This is a genomic window from Plantibacter elymi (nom. nud.), from assembly GCF_900177795.1.
GTDB classification, from domain to species: Bacteria; Actinomycetota; Actinomycetes; order Actinomycetales; family Microbacteriaceae; genus Plantibacter; species Plantibacter elymi.
In genome coordinates, this window is the sequence record NZ_FXWJ01000002.1 from 1 (window position 1) to 16,277 (window position 16,277).

The following is a 16,277-nucleotide window of genomic DNA, read 5'->3' on the forward strand; positions in this document are numbered from 1 at the left end:
AGCGGACGGTCCAGCTTGCGACGAACGACGCCGAGCGTCTCGTCAATGACGCGCCGGCCGTGCTGGCGTCGCTGGAGGCAGGCCGGATCTCGGCGCGGCATGCGCAGGTGATCACCGACCAGCTCTGCGACGTCCCTGCTGCTGGGCGGGCGGCGTTCCTCGAACAGGTGCTGCCGGTCGCGGAGAGCGCGACCGCTTCGTACCTTCGGCAACGCGCCCGCGTCTTGCGCGAGCGCCTGCACCCCGAATCGATCACCGCACGAGCAACCCGCTCGGAGGCCGACCGCCGGGTCGAGTTCGAGCCCGCGGCCGACGGCATGGCGTGGGTGCACCTGTTCACCACGGCCCCGATCGCGCAGGGGCTCATCGAGCGGGTCGAAGCCGCCGCCGCCGAGTCACGCAAGGCGGGCGACACCCGCACCTGCGCCCAGCTCCAGGCGGACGCCCTCGCGGCACTCGCCCTCACCGGCGTGACTCCGGAAGATGTGATGTCGAGCCCGGTGCTTCCGCACCCGATCGAGGTCCAGGACCACATCAAGCCCACCGTGCAGATCACGGTCCCGGCGCTCACCATGGCCGGCGTCTCAGACGCCCCGGCGACGCTGAACGGCTACGGCCCGATCGACCCGGAGTCCGCCGCCCGCATCGCGGTGAACGCGCCGAGCTTCACCCGGATCCTTGTCCAGCCGGAAACCGGCGCGGTCCTTTCCGTCGGGCGGAATCAGTACCGCGTCCCGGCCGACCTCCAACGCGCGGTCCGGCTTCGGGACGGCACCTGTCGGGCACCGGGGTGCGGCAGGCGCGCCAGGGCCTGCGACCTCGATCATTCGGTCGCATGGGAGGACGGCGGGGCGACAGATGTCGGCAATCTCGCCTGCCTCTGCCGACATCACCATCGCATGAAACATCTCCCGGGATGGAACCTCGACCACCAGCCGGGCGGGGTCCTCGACTGGACGACACCCGACGGCAAACACCACCGGACCGAACCAGACCCCGCACCGTTCTGACCTCCACCGGTCCCTGAGCCTGTCGAAGGGTTCCTCGTGGGCACTTCGACAAGCTCAGTGACCGGGAACAGTCTGTCCGCACCGTTTCGGTCCTCGAGCCGTGCCGTACTTCGACAAGCTCAGTGACCGGGAACAGTCTGTCCGCACCGTTTCGGTCCTCGAGCCGTGCCGTGCTTCGACAAGCTCACTGACCGGAAGGAGATCACCGTGACCGTTCCGGACCCTGAGCCTGTCGAAGGGCACTCGGGTGGCGCTGCCTCGGTGGGCGGGAGAGGTGTGCCCGGGAGACGCCGGTCCCTGAGCCTGTCGAAGGGTTGCCCATTGGCGCGTCGACAAGCTCGGTGATCTGAAGGAGTCAGCCGGACACGCTCGGTCCCGAGGCGACACCTGTCTCGGACAGCTGTCCGAGAAGTCGTGGTACACTGGTGGGAATGCCTCGCACATCAGGAGTTCCCGCCCTCGGTGTCGAGCAGTCCACCACTGAACGTCCCGCTCCGCCGTCGCGCGTCGAGCGCTTCGCCCCCGTCCTCCGAGTGACGGGCGACCCCCGTGCCGAGCGCACCAGGCAGACGATCTTCGACGCCGTCGCCACCATCCTGGCCGGTCGACCGGAGCGCGTGTCCGTCGGCGACATCGTCCGGGTCGCCGGCATCAGCCGGAGTTCGTTCTACGCCCACTTCTCCAGCCTCGACGACCTCACCGCGGCCTACCTGCGGGTGCAGTTCGCCGGCCTTGCCGCGTCCGGCGCCGCGGTGCGTCCCGCAGGGGAGTCGCTGGGCAGCGCCGAGCGCGCCCGCGAAGCCTACCGACGCCTCGTCGCCCAGCTCCTCGAAGACGCACCGCTCTATTCGAGCGTGCTCGAGCTCCCCGTCGCCCGCGGTGCGTTCGACGACCTCGTCGGCGAGCACGCCGACCACCTCATCGGCTCGCTGCTCGAGCGCACCGAGGTCCCGGTCGGTATCCCGGCGGGCCTGGTCTCCGCCTATGTCGCCGGTGGCACGCTCTCCCTCGTCGACGGCTGGCGCCGCGGACGCATCGACGTCTCGGACGACGAGCTGGTCGATGCCCTGGTCGCCTTGCTGCCCGCCTGGCTGCTCGACGAACGACCCGTCGGCGCATCGCCGCCCCCACCGACCCCCGAACCATCCGGCCGCTGAGCCGCCGGAGCACGACGACGCCGGTGCGCGAGTACCGGTGACGACCTGAGAAGAGAAGAGGAACCATGCAGTTCATCGTTGGAGAGACCCTGGTCTACCCGCACCACGGAGCGGTCACCATCACCGAGTTGTCGAAGGTGACGATCAAGGGTGTCGAGCAGGACGTCATGACGCTTCGCGTGCACACGTCCGAGCTCACCATCAAGCTGCCGATCGCGAACGCCGACCTCGTTGGTGTGCGCGACGTCATCGACCACGACGGCGTCCAGGCCGTCTACGGCGTGCTCCGCGAGCCGTTCGTCGAGGAGCCCGGCAACTGGTCGCGTCGATACAAGGCCAACCAGGAGAAGATGGCCAGTGGCAACGTCCACCGCGTCGGCGAGGTCGTCCGCGACCTGTGGCGTCGCGACCAGGACAGCGGTGTGTCGGCCGGCGAGAAGCGCATGCTCCAGAAGGCGCGCCAGGTGCTCGTCTCCGAACTCGCGCTCGCGCAGTCGATGACCGATGAAGAGGCGTCCGCGGGCCTCGACGAGGTGCTCGCCTCGTCGATCGCGACCCCCGAGGCCGTCGCAGCCAAGTAGGACCCCTGCAGACGAAGAGCGCCCCGCCGGTTCGGCGGGGCGCTCTTCGTCGTCGTGGAAGCTGCCTCAGCCCCCGGTGTTGCCGCTGATGATCGCCAGCACGCCGACGACCGCGATGGCGATGATGGGGCCGAACGACAGGGCGGCCTTGGTGATCGTCCAGGCGCGGCTCTCGCGTTCCGGAGCCGGCAGTTCGGCGGGCGACACGTAGACCGGAGCCTGCCCACCGTCGCCGGACGCGCCGCCGCTGAGCTGCAGCACCCGTGTGTCCGTCCAAGCTCGTCCGTCGAAGTGGACCTGGCGTTCCTCGTCGGTCGGGTGCGGGTACCAGCCGGCGGCTTCGGCCTGCGACGGCTTGTCCCGCTGGAACCGCAGCACCCTCGAGTCGCCCCAGGTCTCGCCGTCGAAGTGGAGTTCCTTCGTCGGGTCGTCGGGGTGCGGGTACCAGCCTGCGGTCGTAGCCATCCCTCAAGTATGACAGCGGGATCGGGGATGCCGAGACCGTCCGATGGGCGGCAGAATGGAGACAATCATGACGACGACACCGCGACCTCGAGCCCCACGTCCACAGATCATCCTCGAGGTGGTCCGCAGTTCCTGGGTCACGCCGCACCTCGTGCGCCTCACCCTCGGCGGTCCCGGCTTCGCCGACTTCCAGCCCAAGGACGCCACCGACAGCTACGTGAAGATCTCCTTCGCCAAGCCCGAACTCGGCCTCGAGCCGCCGTACGACCTCGCGGCGCTCCGCGAGACGCTGGCACCCGCCGACCTCCCGGTCACCCGCACCTACACGGTGCGACGCGTGGATCAGGCGGCGGGCACCATCGACATCGACTTCGTGGTGCACGGCGACGAGGGGATCGCCGGCCCGTGGGCCGCTGCCGCGCAGCCGGGAGACCGCGTCGTGCTCGCCGGCCCCGGGGGTGCCTACCGGCCCGACCCGACCGCCGACTGGCACCTCTTCGCGGGCGACGAGTCGGCGATCCCCGCGATCGCCGCCGCCCTCGAGGCGCTCCCGGCGGACGCGAAAGGGCTTGCGTTCCTCGAGATCGGTGGCCGGGACGACCTCGTCGACCTCGACCACCCGTCCGGGGTGCAGCTGATCTGGGTCGGCCGTGCGGCCCGCGACGAATCGACGGCCGCGCTCCTGGCGACCGCCATCACCGGACACCCGTGGCCCGACGGACGCGTGCAGGTCTTCGCCCATGGCGAGCGGGAGTCGATGAAGGCGTTGCGCGAGGTGTTCCTCACCCAACGAGGGCTCGACCGCTCCCAGCTCTCACTGTCCGGGTACTGGGCCTACGGACGCACGGAGGACCGTTTCCAGGCGGAGAAGCGCGAACCGATCGGGGTCGTCCTGCCGACCTCGTGACGCCCGCCCCGCCCCGGCGCCGCGCTGCGGGCGCGCGCGGGACTCAGTGCGAGGGGTCGGCCGGCTTGTTCCGCGTCCGGCGCACCCGCGACGGACGCTCGACGCGTGCGCGGATGTCCGGGGGAACGAGGTCGAGCAGCTGATCGCGTCGCAACGGGAGGTCGAGCAGGCTGAGTTTCATCCGGCCCTTGCGCGAGTGCCGGCTCGGGTCGAGACGGACGACGTTGGCTGCGTCGCGCACGAGCCGGACGGTCACGACCGCGCCGCTCGCGACATCGGCGAGGACCTGGCCGTCGATCTCGACGGCGGCCTGCTTGGTCGCCGTCCCGATCGAGAACTGCAGACGCTCCGCCGGCCCAAGGATGAATGATCGGTCGATGCCCGACATCGGGGCGACCGGTGTCACAACGGTGGCGGCGACGGCGGGGGAGAGCACCGGCCCGCCGGCCGCGTAGTTGTAGGCCGTCGATCCGGTCGGGGTGGCGATCACGATCGCATCGGCTTTGAAGTACCCGTAGGCGGTGCCGTCCACGGCGAGGTCGGCCATGACCACGCCGGTTCCCGGGCGCCGGGCGATGGACACGTCGTTGAAGGCGAGGAGATGGGCGACCTGCTCGCCGGTGGTGATCGTCACTTCGAGGCCGTGGTGCGGTTCGAGGGAGAACTCGTTGTCGCTGACCCGTTGGAGCGCCTCCGCGAGTGCGGCCGGTTCGACCTCCACGAGGAAGCCGACGTTGCCGTAGTTGACGCCGAGCACCGGTGCGGATCGGCCGGCGAGCAGCCGCATCGCCCCGAGCATCGTGCCGTCGCCGCCCATCGCCACGGCGACGTCGACCGACGACGCGAAGGCGTCCTCGTCGAGCAGTTCGACGTCGTCGCCGAGCCGGTTGGCCTCCGCACGGAGTCCGACGAGGCGCGCGCCGTGTTCGAGCTGCCATGAGCGGAGGATGCGGACGGAGTCGTCGATGTTCTTCGTCGGGTGCGTGATGAGGCCGATCGTCATCGACGGCCCGGTGGGGTGCTTCGTGCGAGTGGTGGTCACCCGTCGAGCATAGGCCGATCGCCTGACAGCGCGACCGGGACCCGGCAGCCAGCGGGCAGCGGCGGGCCTCGCGGCCGACGCGCGCCGGGCAGCGTTTGGGATACTGGAGGGAGCCGGTCCGCCGTGATCCTCGCGGGGCGCCGAGCGTGGAGGAACGACATGAGCGATGTGACCGAGCACCCTGGCCGACCACGGCGGGCGGGGCGGCTGAAGCCGATCCTCATCGGACTCCTCGGCGCGGTGCTCGTGATCGTCCTCGGGTTCGTCGTCTGGACCCAGATCGTCATGCAGGGCACCCGTCCCGCCGCACTCACGGTGTGGGAGGATCCGGCGGTCTCCGTCACCGACGTCGGCGACGCGGTGGTCCTCGCCCCGACCGCGGACGCCGAGCGTCCGGCCTCCGGTATCGGTCTCGTCTTCATCCCCGGCGCGAAGGTCGACCCCTACGCCTACCTGTACAAGCTGTCCGGCGTCGTCGAGGAGGCCGGTGTGACCGTGGTCATCACGAAGCCGACGCTCAACCTGGCGTTCTTCGACCAACGGCCGCTGGAGACGTTCACCGCCGCCGCCCCGGACGTCGACACCTGGTTCGTCGGCGGCCACTCACTCGGTGGGGTGCGCGCCTGCCAGCTCGCGGAGGATCCCGCGGTGACGGGTCTCGTCCTGTTCGGGAGTTACTGCGCGAACGACCTCTCCGGCTCGGCCCTGGAGGTGCTGAGCCTCGCGGGGAGCGACGACGGACTGAGCACCCCGGAGAAGGTCGCCGACGCGCGCGTCCGGCTGCCCGCTGACGCGACGATGATCGAGATCGAGGGGGCGAACCACGCGAGCTTCGGTGACTACGGAGTGCAGCCCGGTGACGGCTCGGCGACGATCTCCAGTGATGAGGCCCGCTCCGAGATCACGCGGGATCTGGTCGAGCTGCTCGGCTGAGCGTCGGGGGTGGGCCCCAGTGTTCAGCAGGGATACTGACGATCAGCCCTTCGGGACCGGCGGCCCGACGACGAGCAGGGTCGTGAAGACGGCGACGACCACGAGGCCACCGACGACCACGAGCAGGATCGGGTGTCGGACGAGCCAGCGCGTCAGGCGGTCGAGCACGCGCTGGTCGCGCGGGTCGGCGCCCGCCTCACGGCGCCACGTCCCGTCGAGTCGGCCGGTGCGGTCCGCCCAGAGGTCGAAGGGGATGGTCGCGTACGGGACGACGGCGCTCACGAGGCCCACGAGGATCGTGCCGATGGGCCAGCGTTGGTTGATCCCGATGAGCAGGACCGTCGCGCCGTAGACGAGGAACACGAAGCCGTGCAGCGCGCCACCGATGCTCACGCCGACGTCGGTCGTCTTCGTGACGTACTTGAGGATCATCCCGATGATGAGGAGGGACCAGGTGATCGCCTCGGCGATCGCGATCAGGCGGAAGAGGCGGCGCGGCGACACAGGGGCTCCAAGGCTCGGGGTGCAGGTCTTCCAGCTTGCCAGGGACGGCTGAGAGGGTGCTCCCAGCGGGTGTCCGGTTCTGCCACCCTGGGTGGATCGGGAATACCCGTCGGAGTGACGGGGTTCACCGATATGTATGCAAACACATACAATCGTCGTGACAGCCCGCGGCGAGCCACACGACGTTGGAGAACCCCATGACCACACCCCTCGAGTTCGGCATCGACACCTTCGGTGACGTCACGGTCGACGCCGACGGCGCACCACTGTCCCAGGCGCAGGTCCTGCGCAACGTCGTGGAGCAGGGCGTCCATGCCGAGGCGGTCGGCCTCGACTTCATCGGGGTCGGGGAGCACCACCGTGAGGACTTCGCGGTCTCGTCACCCGAGGTCGTGCTGGCGGCGATCGCGGCCCGCACCGAGCGCATCCATCTCGGTTCCGCCGTCACGGTGCTGAGTTCCGATGACCCGGTTCGGGTCTACCAGCGCTTCGCGACGCTCGACGGCATCTCCGGAGGGCGGGCCGAGGCCATCCTGGGCCGCGGATCCTTCACCGAGTCCTTCCCGCTCTTCGGGTACGAGCTGTCGCAGTACGAGGAGCTCTTCGAGGAGAAGCTCGAGCTGTTCGTCGCCCTCCTCGAGCAGGAACCGGTCACCTGGTCGGGCAAGACGCGCGCGCCGCTCCGGGAGCAGTCGGTCTACCCCCGGGTGGAGCACGGGAAGCTGAGGACGTGGGTCGGTGTCGGCGGAAGCCCCGAGTCGGTCGTGCGGACCGCTCGATACGGCCTGCCGATGATGCTGGCCGTGATCGGCGGTGGGCCGCTGCGGTTCGCCCCCTTCGTCGACCTCTACCACCGCGCACTCGCGCAGTTCCAGCTGCCGACCCAGCCCGTCGGCATGCACTCGCCTGCTCACATCGCCGAGACCGATGAGCTCGCGCAGGAGCAGCTCTGGCCGCATTACCGGGCGATGATGGACCGGATCGGCCGCGAGCGGGGCTGGAGCCCGATGACGCGGGGGCACTTCGAGCAGGAGGCCGGCCCGGAGGGTGCACTGTTCGTCGGTTCGCCTGAGACGGTCGCACGGAAGGTCGCGACCGCGGTCGACGGCTTGGGGCTGTCCCGCGTGGATCTGAAGATCAGCAACGGTTCGCTGTCGCACGAGCACCTCATGGACAGCATCGGACTGTACGGCTCCGCGGTCGTCCCGCGCGTCCGCGAACTGCTGACCGAGACCTCGACCGCCTGATCCGGTTCAGCGGATCGCCGGCGCGCGGTAGGGCATCGTCAGCGTCAGGACGGTGCCGCCGGTCTGGTCGTCGGGTGCCGGGCCGACCCTGAGGGACCCGCCGAACGCGCCGGCCCGTCGATCCAGCTGCAGCAGGCCGCCGGACGGTTCGGCGTCCTCGCGGAGACCGGAGCCGTTGTCGACGACGCGCAGCTCGACGGTGCCCGCCATCGTCCCTCGCCGCTCGCTGGCGGGCGACGAGACCCGCAGGTCCACGAGGAGTCGGTCGGCCGCCCCGTGGGTCAGTGCGTTCGTCACGGCCTCCTCGAGCGTGCGGACGACGACCGCGCGCTCCGCGGTCGTGAAGACGTTGTCGATCGGGTCGTCGAGGAGCCGGAAGTCCGGAGAGACGTCGAGACTGGTGGTGATCGACGGGGGGAGCCGTTGCAGGATCGCGCGGATGCTCGGGGCGATCCCGACCTCGAGCAGCGGCGGTGACAGGAGCCGGCTGAGTTCGCGCACGTCCCGCTCGCGCACGGTGCGGAGTTCCTCGCCGAGCGCTCGCAGGGTCCTGGCCGCATCCGACGCGACGTCCGGGCCGCCGTGCTCGAGTGCTGTCGTGACGGACGCGAGCTGGGCGCTGATGAGGACGAGGTGCTGCTGCAGGGTGCCGTGCAGTCCTTCCGCGACCTCCCGCTTCACCCGCAGCTCCTCACCCTGCAGGGACTGGAGGGCGAGGTCGGCCCGGTGTCGCTGATCGGCGTGCGCGCGCTCCTCCTCGCGGGCGCGTCGCCGGGCCGCACTGAGGCTGAACCCGAACGTCGCGCAGACCGCCAGGGCGAGCGTCGTCGTCCCGGCTTCGACGAGGACCGTCTGCAGGCTCGGGTCGCGGTAAACGCCCAGCAGGAGCTGGAGTCCGCTGCGCAGCAGCCCCGTCAGCATCGCCACGAGGAGGACACCCGCGAGCACCTTCGGGCGCCACCACTCGTGGAGCGACGGCCCCCACCTCGACCACAGCAGGAGTGCGAGCACGAGGATCGCCGCGCTCAACGAGACGAGGTTGGCGGTGACCCGTTCGGCGAGCATGCCACGTGTCCCGCCCGGGGCGACCCAGGTGTAGATGTAGACGCTCTGAAAGGACACCGCGAGTCCGAAGACCGCGGCCATGGCGCCACTGGCCGTGATGAACGCCCGGCTGTCGCTCCAGCGCTCAGCGCGAGCGGTCCGGGCCTCCTGGGTCATGGCTCCATTCTGACCTGCCGTGCGCACCACCGCCGACATCGACGTGCGGTCGCTCGGGAGCTTCCCCCTCGGTCGTTCCCCGGTCGATCCGGGATACTCGGAACATGCACCACCAGTCGCACTCCGACCCCTCGCCCGCCGCGCTGTCCACGGTCGGTGATGCGACGACGGACGCCGCGACCATCGGGCCGCTGCGTGTGGGCGTGATCGAGGATCAACCGCTGCTCGGCGGCATGCTCGCCGAGCTGCTCGACGGGGCGCCAGGCGTGGAGTTCGTCGGGCGTGCCGGTACGGTCGCCGAGGCCCGCAGTCTGTTCCTCCCGGGAACGGTGGACGTGCTGACCATGGACATCGAGCTCCCCGACGGCAACGGGGTGAGCCTCGGCGTCTCCCTCCGCCGGGCGCAACCCGGCCTCGGTGTCGTCCTGCTCTCCGCCTACGACCTCATGGACATGCTGCTCGAGATGCCGGCGGACGTCCGCGACGGGTGGAGCTACCTGTCGAAGACCTCGTCACTCACGCGCGAGATCCTGCTCGAGGCCATCCGGGTCTCCGCGCGCGGGGAGACGATGCTCGACCCCGAGCTCATCGACCGGACCCGGCCCAGAGCGGGGTCGAGTCTCGAGTCGCTCACCGATCGGCAGTACGCTGTGTTGCAGCTGCTCGCCACCGGTCGCTCGAACACGGGGATCGCGACGAGGCTCGGGATCGCGGAGAAGTCCGTCCAGAACCACCTCACGGCGATCTACGCCGCACTCGGGATCGAGCACGACACCTCAAGCAACCCACGGGTGTCGGCCGTCCTCGCCCTCCTCGCCGAATCCGGCCGCTTGTCCTGACCGGACGTCCGCGGTCGATGCGCGGGCTCAGCGTCCGCGGTCCGGCGCTTCGAGGTCGTCCACCGTCCGATCGGGGCGCCACCCACGCCAGACCGGATGCCTGAACCGTCCGTCCGGTGTCCACTCGCTGAAGCGGACCTCCCCGATGAGGACCGGTTCCACCCAGTTGGCGTCGGCCGCATCGGCCGGCGGGACACCCACGAGGGCCGTCGACGCCCGACCCAGCCGTTCGAAGCGCTGCGCGGTCGCCGCAAGTTCCCGATCGCTGAACCCGCTTCCGACCCGCCCCGCATAGTGCAGGAGGCCATCCGGGCCCGGCACCCCGAGCAGGAGCGACCCGATCCCACCCGAGCGCCCGCCCCGACCGGGCCGCCAGCCGGCCACGACGACCTCCTCCATGCGTTCGTGCTTGAACTTGACCCAGGTGCTGCTGCGCCGACCCGGCCGGTAGCGACCGTCGAGCTCCTTCGCCATCACGCCCTCCAACCGCAACCCCCGACTCACCTCGAGCGCATCGTCGAGCGAGCCGTCGATCGTCGGCGGCACCTGGACGACGGTCCCGGATCCGACCGTCCGCTCGAGCAGCTCGCGACGCTCACGGTAGGGCAGCTCCGTCCGATCCGTGTCGTCCAGCGCGAGCAGGTCGAACAGCAGCAGCCGGACCGGCGTCCGACGGCGCTCCCGTTCGACGTCCCGCTCCGCGGTGAGCTGCATCCGACGCTGCAGCAGGGAGAAGTCGGGACGGCCGTCTGGCCCCGACGCCACGATCTCGCCGTCGAGGACGACCGCACGGCCGGCGAGCGACCCCGCGAGTTCCTCGACCACCTCCGGGTACGCCGCCGTGAGGTCCTTGCCGTTCCGGCTCGCCAACCGCACCCGCCCCGTCGAGCCGTCGACGCTCGCGATCGCACGGATGCCGTCCCACTTCATCTCGAACGCCCACGATCCGTCGTCGACCAGCTCGCCGGGTGCCGCGACACTCGCGAGCATGGGGGTGGGGATCCCACGAGGCCGTGCGACCGGCGGAGCCGGCGGGTCCCCCGGGGCGCGCATCCGGTGGATGAGCCACGACGGCGCCTCCCGTCCCGTCCCGCCCGCGGTCCGGATGAGCGCGAACCGCATCGGCCCGCCGAGCGCACCTCCCGCCCGGCCGTGCAGGGTCCCGATGACCTCGTCGTCGCGCCACTTCTCCAGCTCGTAGGTGCCCGCGTCCCAGATGGTCACCTCACCGGCCCCGTACTCACCAGCAGGGATCGTGCCCTCGAAACTGCCGTACTCGATGGGGTGGTCCTCCGTGCGCACCGCCAGATGGTTGCTGCTCGGATCCGTCGGCACCCCCTTCGGCAGGGCCCACGACACCAGCACACCGTCGTGCTCGAGTCGGAAGTCGTGGTGGAGCTTCCTGGCTTCGTGCCGCTGGATCACGAACGAGGGCGGTGTCCCGGCAGCGGCAGGCGACGGCGGTCCGTCCGGGACGGGCTCGGGCGTCCGCTCCGCGTCCCGCTTCCGTCGATACTCCACGAGCCGGTCCTCGTGGTCCGACGGGCGGATCGTGATCGACGGACGCGGGTCGCCGAGCACCCGCAACGGGTCCTCGCCGTCCGCCAGACGCTCGAGCACCGCAGGGAACTCCAGCTGCGCGAGCCCCGGATCGTCGAGCTCCTCCCACCGTCGGGGAGCCGCCACCGTCGGCCGCGACCGACCCCGCAGCGAGAACGGCGCGATCGTCGTCTTCGACCCGTTGTTCTGACTCCAGTCGACGAAGACCTTCCCCGTCCGCCGCTGCTTCGACATCTCACTCACCACGAGGCCCGGCTCGTCCGCGGCCAGCGCCCGCGCGAGCTCATGCGCCACGAGCGACACCTCCGCGGAACTCTGCCGGCCGTCCAACGCCGCATACAGGTGGATCCCCTTGCTGCCACTCGTGAGCGGAACCGGATCCAACCCCATGTCCACCAACACCGCCCGCGCCAGGCCCGCGACCCCCGCGCACTCGGCGAGGGACACCCCCTCACCCGGATCGAGGTCGAGGACGAGACGGTCGGGCGGACGGCGCTCGCCGGATCGGTCGAACCGCCACTGCGGCACGTGCAGCTCGAGCGCACCCAGTTGCGCCAGCCACGTGAGTGTCGCGAGATCGTCGACGATCGGGTACTCGTTCGTGTGATCGCTGTGCTCGATGGGGAGCCGCTGGACCCAGTCGGGAGCCGAGGCACCCAGGTCCTTCTGGAAGAACCCCGACTCCGCCGCAGCCGTCCCGACGCCGTGCACCCAGCGTTTCCGGGTCACCGGCCGATCGGCGAGGTGCGGGAGGAGGTGTTCGGAGACCGCGGCGTAGTAGGCGAGGACCTCGGCCTTCGTCGTGCCGGTCTCGGGGTACAGCACCTTGTCGAGATGGGTGAGTTGGATCCGGCGTCCGTCGACGTCGACCCACTGCGTCTGCGCGCCGCCACCGCTCGTCCTCGCCATGGCGTTCAGCCTGCCGCCCAGGGGCGTCAAGGGCTAGCCCTTGACGATGTTCCGGGTGTCTACTGGTCACCACGACAGCGCGGGCGGATCCGCCGGCGGACGGGAGCGGTCATGCGCGCGATCTGGAAGGGTGCGGTCACCTTCGGCCTGGTGAACGTCCCGGTGAAGGTGTACAGCGCCACGGAGGACCACGACCTGTCGTTGCACCAGGTCCACGACGCCGACGGAGGGCGCATCCGGTACCAGCGCAAGTGCGAGGTCTGCGGGAAGGTCGTCAGCTACGACCACATCGACAAGGCGTACCAGGACGGCGAGCAGACGGTGGTCCTCACCGCCGACGATCTGGCGTCGCTCCCCGAGGAACGCAGCCGCGAGATCGAGGTCGTCGAGTTCGTGCCGAGCGACGACCTCGACCCGATCATGTTCGACCGCAGCTACTTCCTTGAACCGGACTCCTCCTCGTCGAAGGCCTACGTCCTCCTCCGGCGGACGCTCGAGGAGACCGACCGCACGGCCATCGTGCGGTTCGCCCTCCGCCAGAAGACGCGTCTCGGCGCCCTCCGGGTGCGCGAGGACGTCATCCTCCTGCAGACGCTGCTCTGGGAGGACGAGGTCCGCGAGGTGCGGTTCCCGGCCCTCGAGGAACGCGTCCGCATCTCCGCCAAGGAACTCGAGATGTCGGAGGCGCTCGTCGAGTCCTTCTCGTCCCGCTTCCGCCCGGATGCGTTCGTCGATGAATACCAAGCACAGCTCCGGAAGCTCATCGAGGCGAAACTCGAGCAGGGCGACGCACTCGACACCGCCGCCACCTTCGGCGAGCAGCCCGAGCCCGACGACGACACGGGCGCCGAGCCGATCGACCTCATGGAGGTGCTGCAGCGCAGCATCGAACGGCAGCGCGGCACGACCGGCGCGAAGACGGCGAGTGGAACGAAGCGATCCGGCGCCGCCAAGCCCGCCGCGACGAGCAGCTCCGCGAAGACCGGTACCGCGAAGACGGGTACAGCGAAGACGGGTACCGCGAAGACGAGCGGCGCGAAGACCGCCATCGCCAAGACCGCGGCGTCGAAACCGTCGACCGCGACGAAACGCAAGAAGAGCGCCTGAGCGACGACGCCCGGGCTGAGAGGGAGCACGACATGATGGAGCACCGCGTCACCCCGTTCCTCTGGTACGACTCGCAAGCCGAGGAGGCGGCGACCTTCTACGTGTCACTGTTCCCCGACTCCCGGATCACCTCGGTGAGCCGCTACCCCGAGGGCGGACCCATGCCGGCCGGCCAGGCGATGGTCGTCGAGTTCGAGCTCGAAGGACTCCCCGTCAGCGCGATGAACGCCGGGCCCATCTTCTCCTTCACCGAGGCGTTCTCCTTCTCCGTCAGAGCCGACACCCAGGACGAGATCGACCGGCTCTGGGACGCCCTCATCGCCGACGGCGGCGCCCCGAGCCAATGCGGCTGGCTCAAAGACCGCTGGGGACTGTCCTGGCAGATCGTGCCCGGCATCCTCGCCGAACTGCAGAACGACCCCGACCGGGAGCGCGCGGCACGAGCCATGCAATGCATGATGGGGCAGACCAAGCTCGTCATCGCCGAACTCGTCGCCGCAGCGGACGGTCGATAGCGGCTCCTCCACAACCGACCAACCGACGCGACACCGCCCCTCCGAGACGCCGACGGAGTCCACCGTCAGCAGCTCCTGACAGACTTGCCGCATGTCCCACCCCAGCGCGCCCACCCCCGCCCACCCCGAACCAACCCCCACCGGATCGGTCGCCGAGGCGACGGCGGCGCTCGCCGCACTCACGGGCGTTCCGGGGGCCACGTTCCACGACGGTCAGCTCGAGGCGATCCTCGCGCTCGTCGACGAACATCGTCGTGCGCTCGTCGTCCAGCGCACCGGGTGGGGCAAGTCCGCCGTCTACTTCATCGCGACCGCCCTCCTGCGCCGACGGGGCGCCGGGCCGACGCTGTTGGTCTCGCCGTTGCTCGCGCTCATGCGCGACCAGGTGGCGGCCGCCGAGCGTGCCGGCGTGCGCGCGGTGGCGATCAACTCGGCGAACGCGCATGAATGGGACGACGTCCGGGCGCGCCTGGAGGCCGACGAGGTCGACGTCCTGCTCGTGTCACCCGAGCGGCTCAACAATCCACGCTTCCGCGATGAACAGCTCCCGACCCTCGTGGCCCGCACGGGCATGCTGGTGGTGGACGAGGCGCACTGCATCTCCGACTGGGGACACGACTTCCGACCCGACTACCGGCGGCTCGCCGAACTGATCGGACGCCTCCCAGCCGAGGTCCCGGTCCTGGCGACCACCGCGACGGCCAACGCACGCGTCGTCCGCGACATCGCCGAGCAGCTCACCGCACCCGGCGCCGCAGGCTCCCACGGAGCCGAAGTGCTCACCATCCGCGGCTCGCTCGCGAGGGCGTCCCTCCGGCTCGGCGTGCTCCGGCTGCCGGAGTCACGGGACCGCCTCACCTGGCTGCTCAGCCACCTCGGCGGGCTCACCGGGTCCGGCATCATCTACACGCTCACGGTGTCCGCCGCCGAGGACACCGCGCGGCTGCTGCGCGAGGCCGGTCACGAGGTCCGGGCCTACACCGGCCGGACCGATCCCGACGAACGCGAGGAGTCCGAGCGGCTCCTCAAGGAGAACCGCCTGAAGGCGCTGGTCGCGACGAGCGCGCTCGGCATGGGGTTCGACAAACCGGACCTCGGGTTCGTCGTGCATCTCGGCGCGCCGTCCTCGCCGGTCGCGTACTACCAGCAGGTCGGGCGCGCCGGCCGCGCCACCGAGCACGCCGACGTCCTGCTCCTGCCCGGGGCGGAGGACGAGGAGATCTGGCAGTACTTCGCGACCGCGTCGATGCCGGACGAAGCGCGGGCCACCGCGGTCCTCGACGCACTCGACAGCCAGCCGCGGTCCACGCCCGCGCTCGAGGCGCTCGTCAACCTGCGTCGCACACCCCTCGAACTCCTCCTCAAGGTGCTCGACGTCGACGGCGCGGTGCAGCGGGTGGCCGGGGGATGGGTGTCGACCGGGCAGCCGTGGGTCTACGACCGGGAGCGGTACCGGCGGATCGCCGAGGCCAGGGTGGCGGAGCAACAGGCGATGCTGGCCTACGAGCGGGGCGACGAGTGCCGGATGCTCGTGCTGCAACGGGAGCTCGACGACGCGAGCGCGGTGCCCTGTGGCCGGTGCGACCGGTGCGCAGGGCCGTGGTTCCCCACCGAACTCGACAGTGCGGCGGCCGCCTCCGCGTCGGAGGCGCTCGGTCGGGTCGGCGTCGAGCTCGAACCGCGGGCGCAGTGGCCCACGGGAGCCGACCGCCTCGGCGTCACCGCCGACGGCTCAGCGGTGAAGGGACGCATCGCGCTCGAGGACCGCCTCGAGGCCGGGCGCGCGCTCGCTCGGCTCACCGACCTCGGCTGGGGCGGTGTGCTGCGTGAGCTCTTCGCCGCGGGCGCACCCGACGCTCCCGCCTCCCGCGCGGTCATCGACGCGAGCGTCCGCGTCCTGGCGGATTGGCCGTGGACGCAACGACCGGCCGCCGTGGTCAGTGTGCCGTCACGGTCGCGTCCGCAGCTCGTCGACTCCGTGGCGAGGGGCATCGCGTCGCTCGGGCGACTGCCGTACCTCGGGGAGCTCGACCTCGTCGGTGACGGTCCGCGCGGTGGTCCCGGCGGCAACAGCGCCTACCGCCTGGCGGGCGTCTGGGACGCCTTCACCGTCGGAGCCGAGCTCCGGGCGCAGCTCGCAGCGTTGGAGGGCGCACCGGTCCTGCTCGTCGACGACCGGGCCGACAGTCGGTGGACGCTCACCGTCGCCGGTCGCGCGCTCCGCCGCGCCGGATCCGGCCCGGTCCTCCCGTTCGCGCTCGGGATCGTCGGCTGATCGCC

15 protein-coding genes are annotated in these 16,277 nt (G+C 70.7%); 10 read left to right on the forward strand and 5 right to left on the reverse strand.

The annotated features are described in order from the left end of the window. The 3 genes from CCK91_RS04945 to CCK91_RS04955 all read left to right on the forward strand — a co-directional run. Window positions 1-1,010, forward strand: a 1,010-nt coding sequence (locus CCK91_RS04945) for an HNH endonuclease signature motif containing protein (protein WP_086473184.1), incomplete at its 5' end; no start/stop codon positions are given. A 431-nt stretch (window positions 1,011-1,441) separates the two neighbouring features. Further along, window positions 1,442-2,167 (forward strand): TetR/AcrR family transcriptional regulator, encoded by a 726-nt coding sequence (locus CCK91_RS04950; RefSeq protein WP_086473185.1) that lies wholly within the window; start codon window positions 1,442-1,444, stop codon window positions 2,165-2,167. A 65-nt stretch (window positions 2,168-2,232) separates the two neighbouring features. Then, on the forward strand, window positions 2,233-2,748 hold the full coding sequence (locus CCK91_RS04955) for a CarD family transcriptional regulator (protein WP_064296128.1): 516 nt from the start codon (window positions 2,233-2,235) through the stop codon (window positions 2,746-2,748). 66 nt (window positions 2,749-2,814) lie between these two features. Here the strand turns inward: CCK91_RS04955 and CCK91_RS04960 are convergent, their stop codons facing one another. After that, on the reverse strand, window positions 2,815-3,213 hold the full coding sequence (locus CCK91_RS04960; RefSeq protein WP_086473186.1) for a hypothetical protein: 399 nt from the start codon (window positions 3,211-3,213) through the stop codon (window positions 2,815-2,817). A 67-nt stretch (window positions 3,214-3,280) separates the two neighbouring features. Between CCK91_RS04960 and CCK91_RS04965 the strand changes: the two genes are divergently transcribed. Next, window positions 3,281-4,120: a siderophore-interacting protein gene (locus CCK91_RS04965; RefSeq protein WP_086473187.1), complete on the forward strand. Its 840-nt coding sequence runs from the start codon at window positions 3,281-3,283 to the stop codon at window positions 4,118-4,120. 43 nt (window positions 4,121-4,163) lie between these two features. Here the strand turns inward: CCK91_RS04965 and CCK91_RS04970 are convergent, their stop codons facing one another. Beyond that, window positions 4,164-5,162: an NAD(+)/NADH kinase gene (locus CCK91_RS04970; protein ID WP_234993980.1), complete on the reverse strand. Its 999-nt coding sequence runs from the start codon at window positions 5,160-5,162 to the stop codon at window positions 4,164-4,166. Between the two features lie 159 nt (window positions 5,163-5,321). Between CCK91_RS04970 and CCK91_RS04975 the strand changes: the two genes are divergently transcribed. Next, entirely contained in the window at window positions 5,322-6,095 is a 774-nt protein-coding gene (locus CCK91_RS04975) for an alpha/beta hydrolase (RefSeq protein WP_086473188.1), read from the forward strand. Between the two features lie 42 nt (window positions 6,096-6,137). Here CCK91_RS04975 and CCK91_RS04980 read toward each other — a convergent pair whose 3' ends face one another. Next, on the reverse strand, window positions 6,138-6,599 hold the full coding sequence (locus tag CCK91_RS04980; RefSeq protein WP_086473189.1) for a DUF3817 domain-containing protein: 462 nt from the start codon (window positions 6,597-6,599) through the stop codon (window positions 6,138-6,140). Between the two features lie 197 nt (window positions 6,600-6,796). Between CCK91_RS04980 and CCK91_RS04985 the strand changes: the two genes are divergently transcribed. Further along, window positions 6,797-7,846 (forward strand): LLM class flavin-dependent oxidoreductase, encoded by a 1,050-nt coding sequence (locus CCK91_RS04985; protein ID WP_086473190.1) that lies wholly within the window; start codon window positions 6,797-6,799, stop codon window positions 7,844-7,846. 6 nt (window positions 7,847-7,852) lie between these two features. On the opposite strand, the gene CCK91_RS04990 is transcribed toward CCK91_RS04985, so the two are convergent. Next, entirely contained in the window at window positions 7,853-9,067 is a 1,215-nt protein-coding gene (locus CCK91_RS04990; protein WP_086473191.1) for a sensor histidine kinase, read from the reverse strand. Between the two features lie 104 nt (window positions 9,068-9,171). On the opposite strand from CCK91_RS04990, the gene CCK91_RS04995 reads away from it, so the two are divergent. Then, the gene (locus CCK91_RS04995) at window positions 9,172-9,906 is read left to right on the forward strand and encodes a response regulator transcription factor (protein WP_086473192.1); all 735 of its coding nucleotides are present in this window, start codon (window positions 9,172-9,174) and stop codon (window positions 9,904-9,906) included. 27 nt (window positions 9,907-9,933) lie between these two features. Here CCK91_RS04995 and CCK91_RS05000 read toward each other — a convergent pair whose 3' ends face one another. Beyond that, a complete protein-coding gene (locus CCK91_RS05000) occupies window positions 9,934-12,375 on the reverse strand; it encodes an ATP-dependent DNA ligase (protein ID WP_086473193.1) in 2,442 nt (813 codons plus the stop codon). A gap of 111 nt (window positions 12,376-12,486) precedes the next feature. On the opposite strand from CCK91_RS05000, the gene ku reads away from it, so the two are divergent. The 3 genes from ku (at window position 12,487) to CCK91_RS05015 (ending at window position 16,272) form a co-directional block, all read left to right on the forward strand. After that, window positions 12,487-13,482 (forward strand): non-homologous end joining protein Ku, encoded by a 996-nt coding sequence (gene ku / locus CCK91_RS05005; RefSeq protein WP_086473194.1) that lies wholly within the window; start codon window positions 12,487-12,489, stop codon window positions 13,480-13,482. A gap of 32 nt (window positions 13,483-13,514) precedes the next feature. Beyond that, a complete protein-coding gene (locus CCK91_RS05010; protein WP_369821872.1) occupies window positions 13,515-13,997 on the forward strand; it encodes a VOC family protein in 483 nt (160 codons plus the stop codon). 91 nt (window positions 13,998-14,088) lie between these two features. Next, entirely contained in the window at window positions 14,089-16,272 is a 2,184-nt protein-coding gene (locus tag CCK91_RS05015) for a RecQ family ATP-dependent DNA helicase (protein WP_086473195.1), read from the forward strand. Window positions 16,273-16,277: the final 5 nt, after the last annotated feature.

Coding starts and splice junctions, on each gene's coding strand:
- CCK91_RS04950 (WP_086473185.1), top strand. CDS start 1,442: ATGCCTCGCACATCAGGAGTTCCCGCCCTCGGTGTCGAGCAGTCCACC.
- CCK91_RS04955 (WP_064296128.1), top strand. CDS start 2,233: ATGCAGTTCATCGTTGGAGAGACCCTGGTCTACCCGCACCACGGAGCG.
- CCK91_RS04960 (WP_086473186.1), bottom strand. CDS start 3,213: ATGGCTACGACCGCAGGCTGGTACCCGCACCCCGACGACCCGACGAAG.
- CCK91_RS04965 (WP_086473187.1), top strand. CDS start 3,281: ATGACGACGACACCGCGACCTCGAGCCCCACGTCCACAGATCATCCTC.
- CCK91_RS04975 (WP_086473188.1), top strand. CDS start 5,322: ATGAGCGATGTGACCGAGCACCCTGGCCGACCACGGCGGGCGGGGCGG.
- CCK91_RS04985 (WP_086473190.1), top strand. CDS start 6,797: ATGACCACACCCCTCGAGTTCGGCATCGACACCTTCGGTGACGTCACG.
- CCK91_RS04990 (WP_086473191.1), bottom strand. CDS start 9,067: ATGACCCAGGAGGCCCGGACCGCTCGCGCTGAGCGCTGGAGCGACAGC.
- CCK91_RS04995 (WP_086473192.1), top strand. CDS start 9,172: ATGCACCACCAGTCGCACTCCGACCCCTCGCCCGCCGCGCTGTCCACG.
- CCK91_RS05000 (WP_086473193.1), bottom strand. CDS start 12,375: ATGGCGAGGACGAGCGGTGGCGGCGCGCAGACGCAGTGGGTCGACGTC.
- ku (WP_086473194.1), top strand. CDS start 12,487: ATGCGCGCGATCTGGAAGGGTGCGGTCACCTTCGGCCTGGTGAACGTC.
- CCK91_RS05010 (WP_369821872.1), top strand. CDS start 13,515: ATGATGGAGCACCGCGTCACCCCGTTCCTCTGGTACGACTCGCAAGCC.
- CCK91_RS05015 (WP_086473195.1), top strand. CDS start 14,089: ATGTCCCACCCCAGCGCGCCCACCCCCGCCCACCCCGAACCAACCCCC.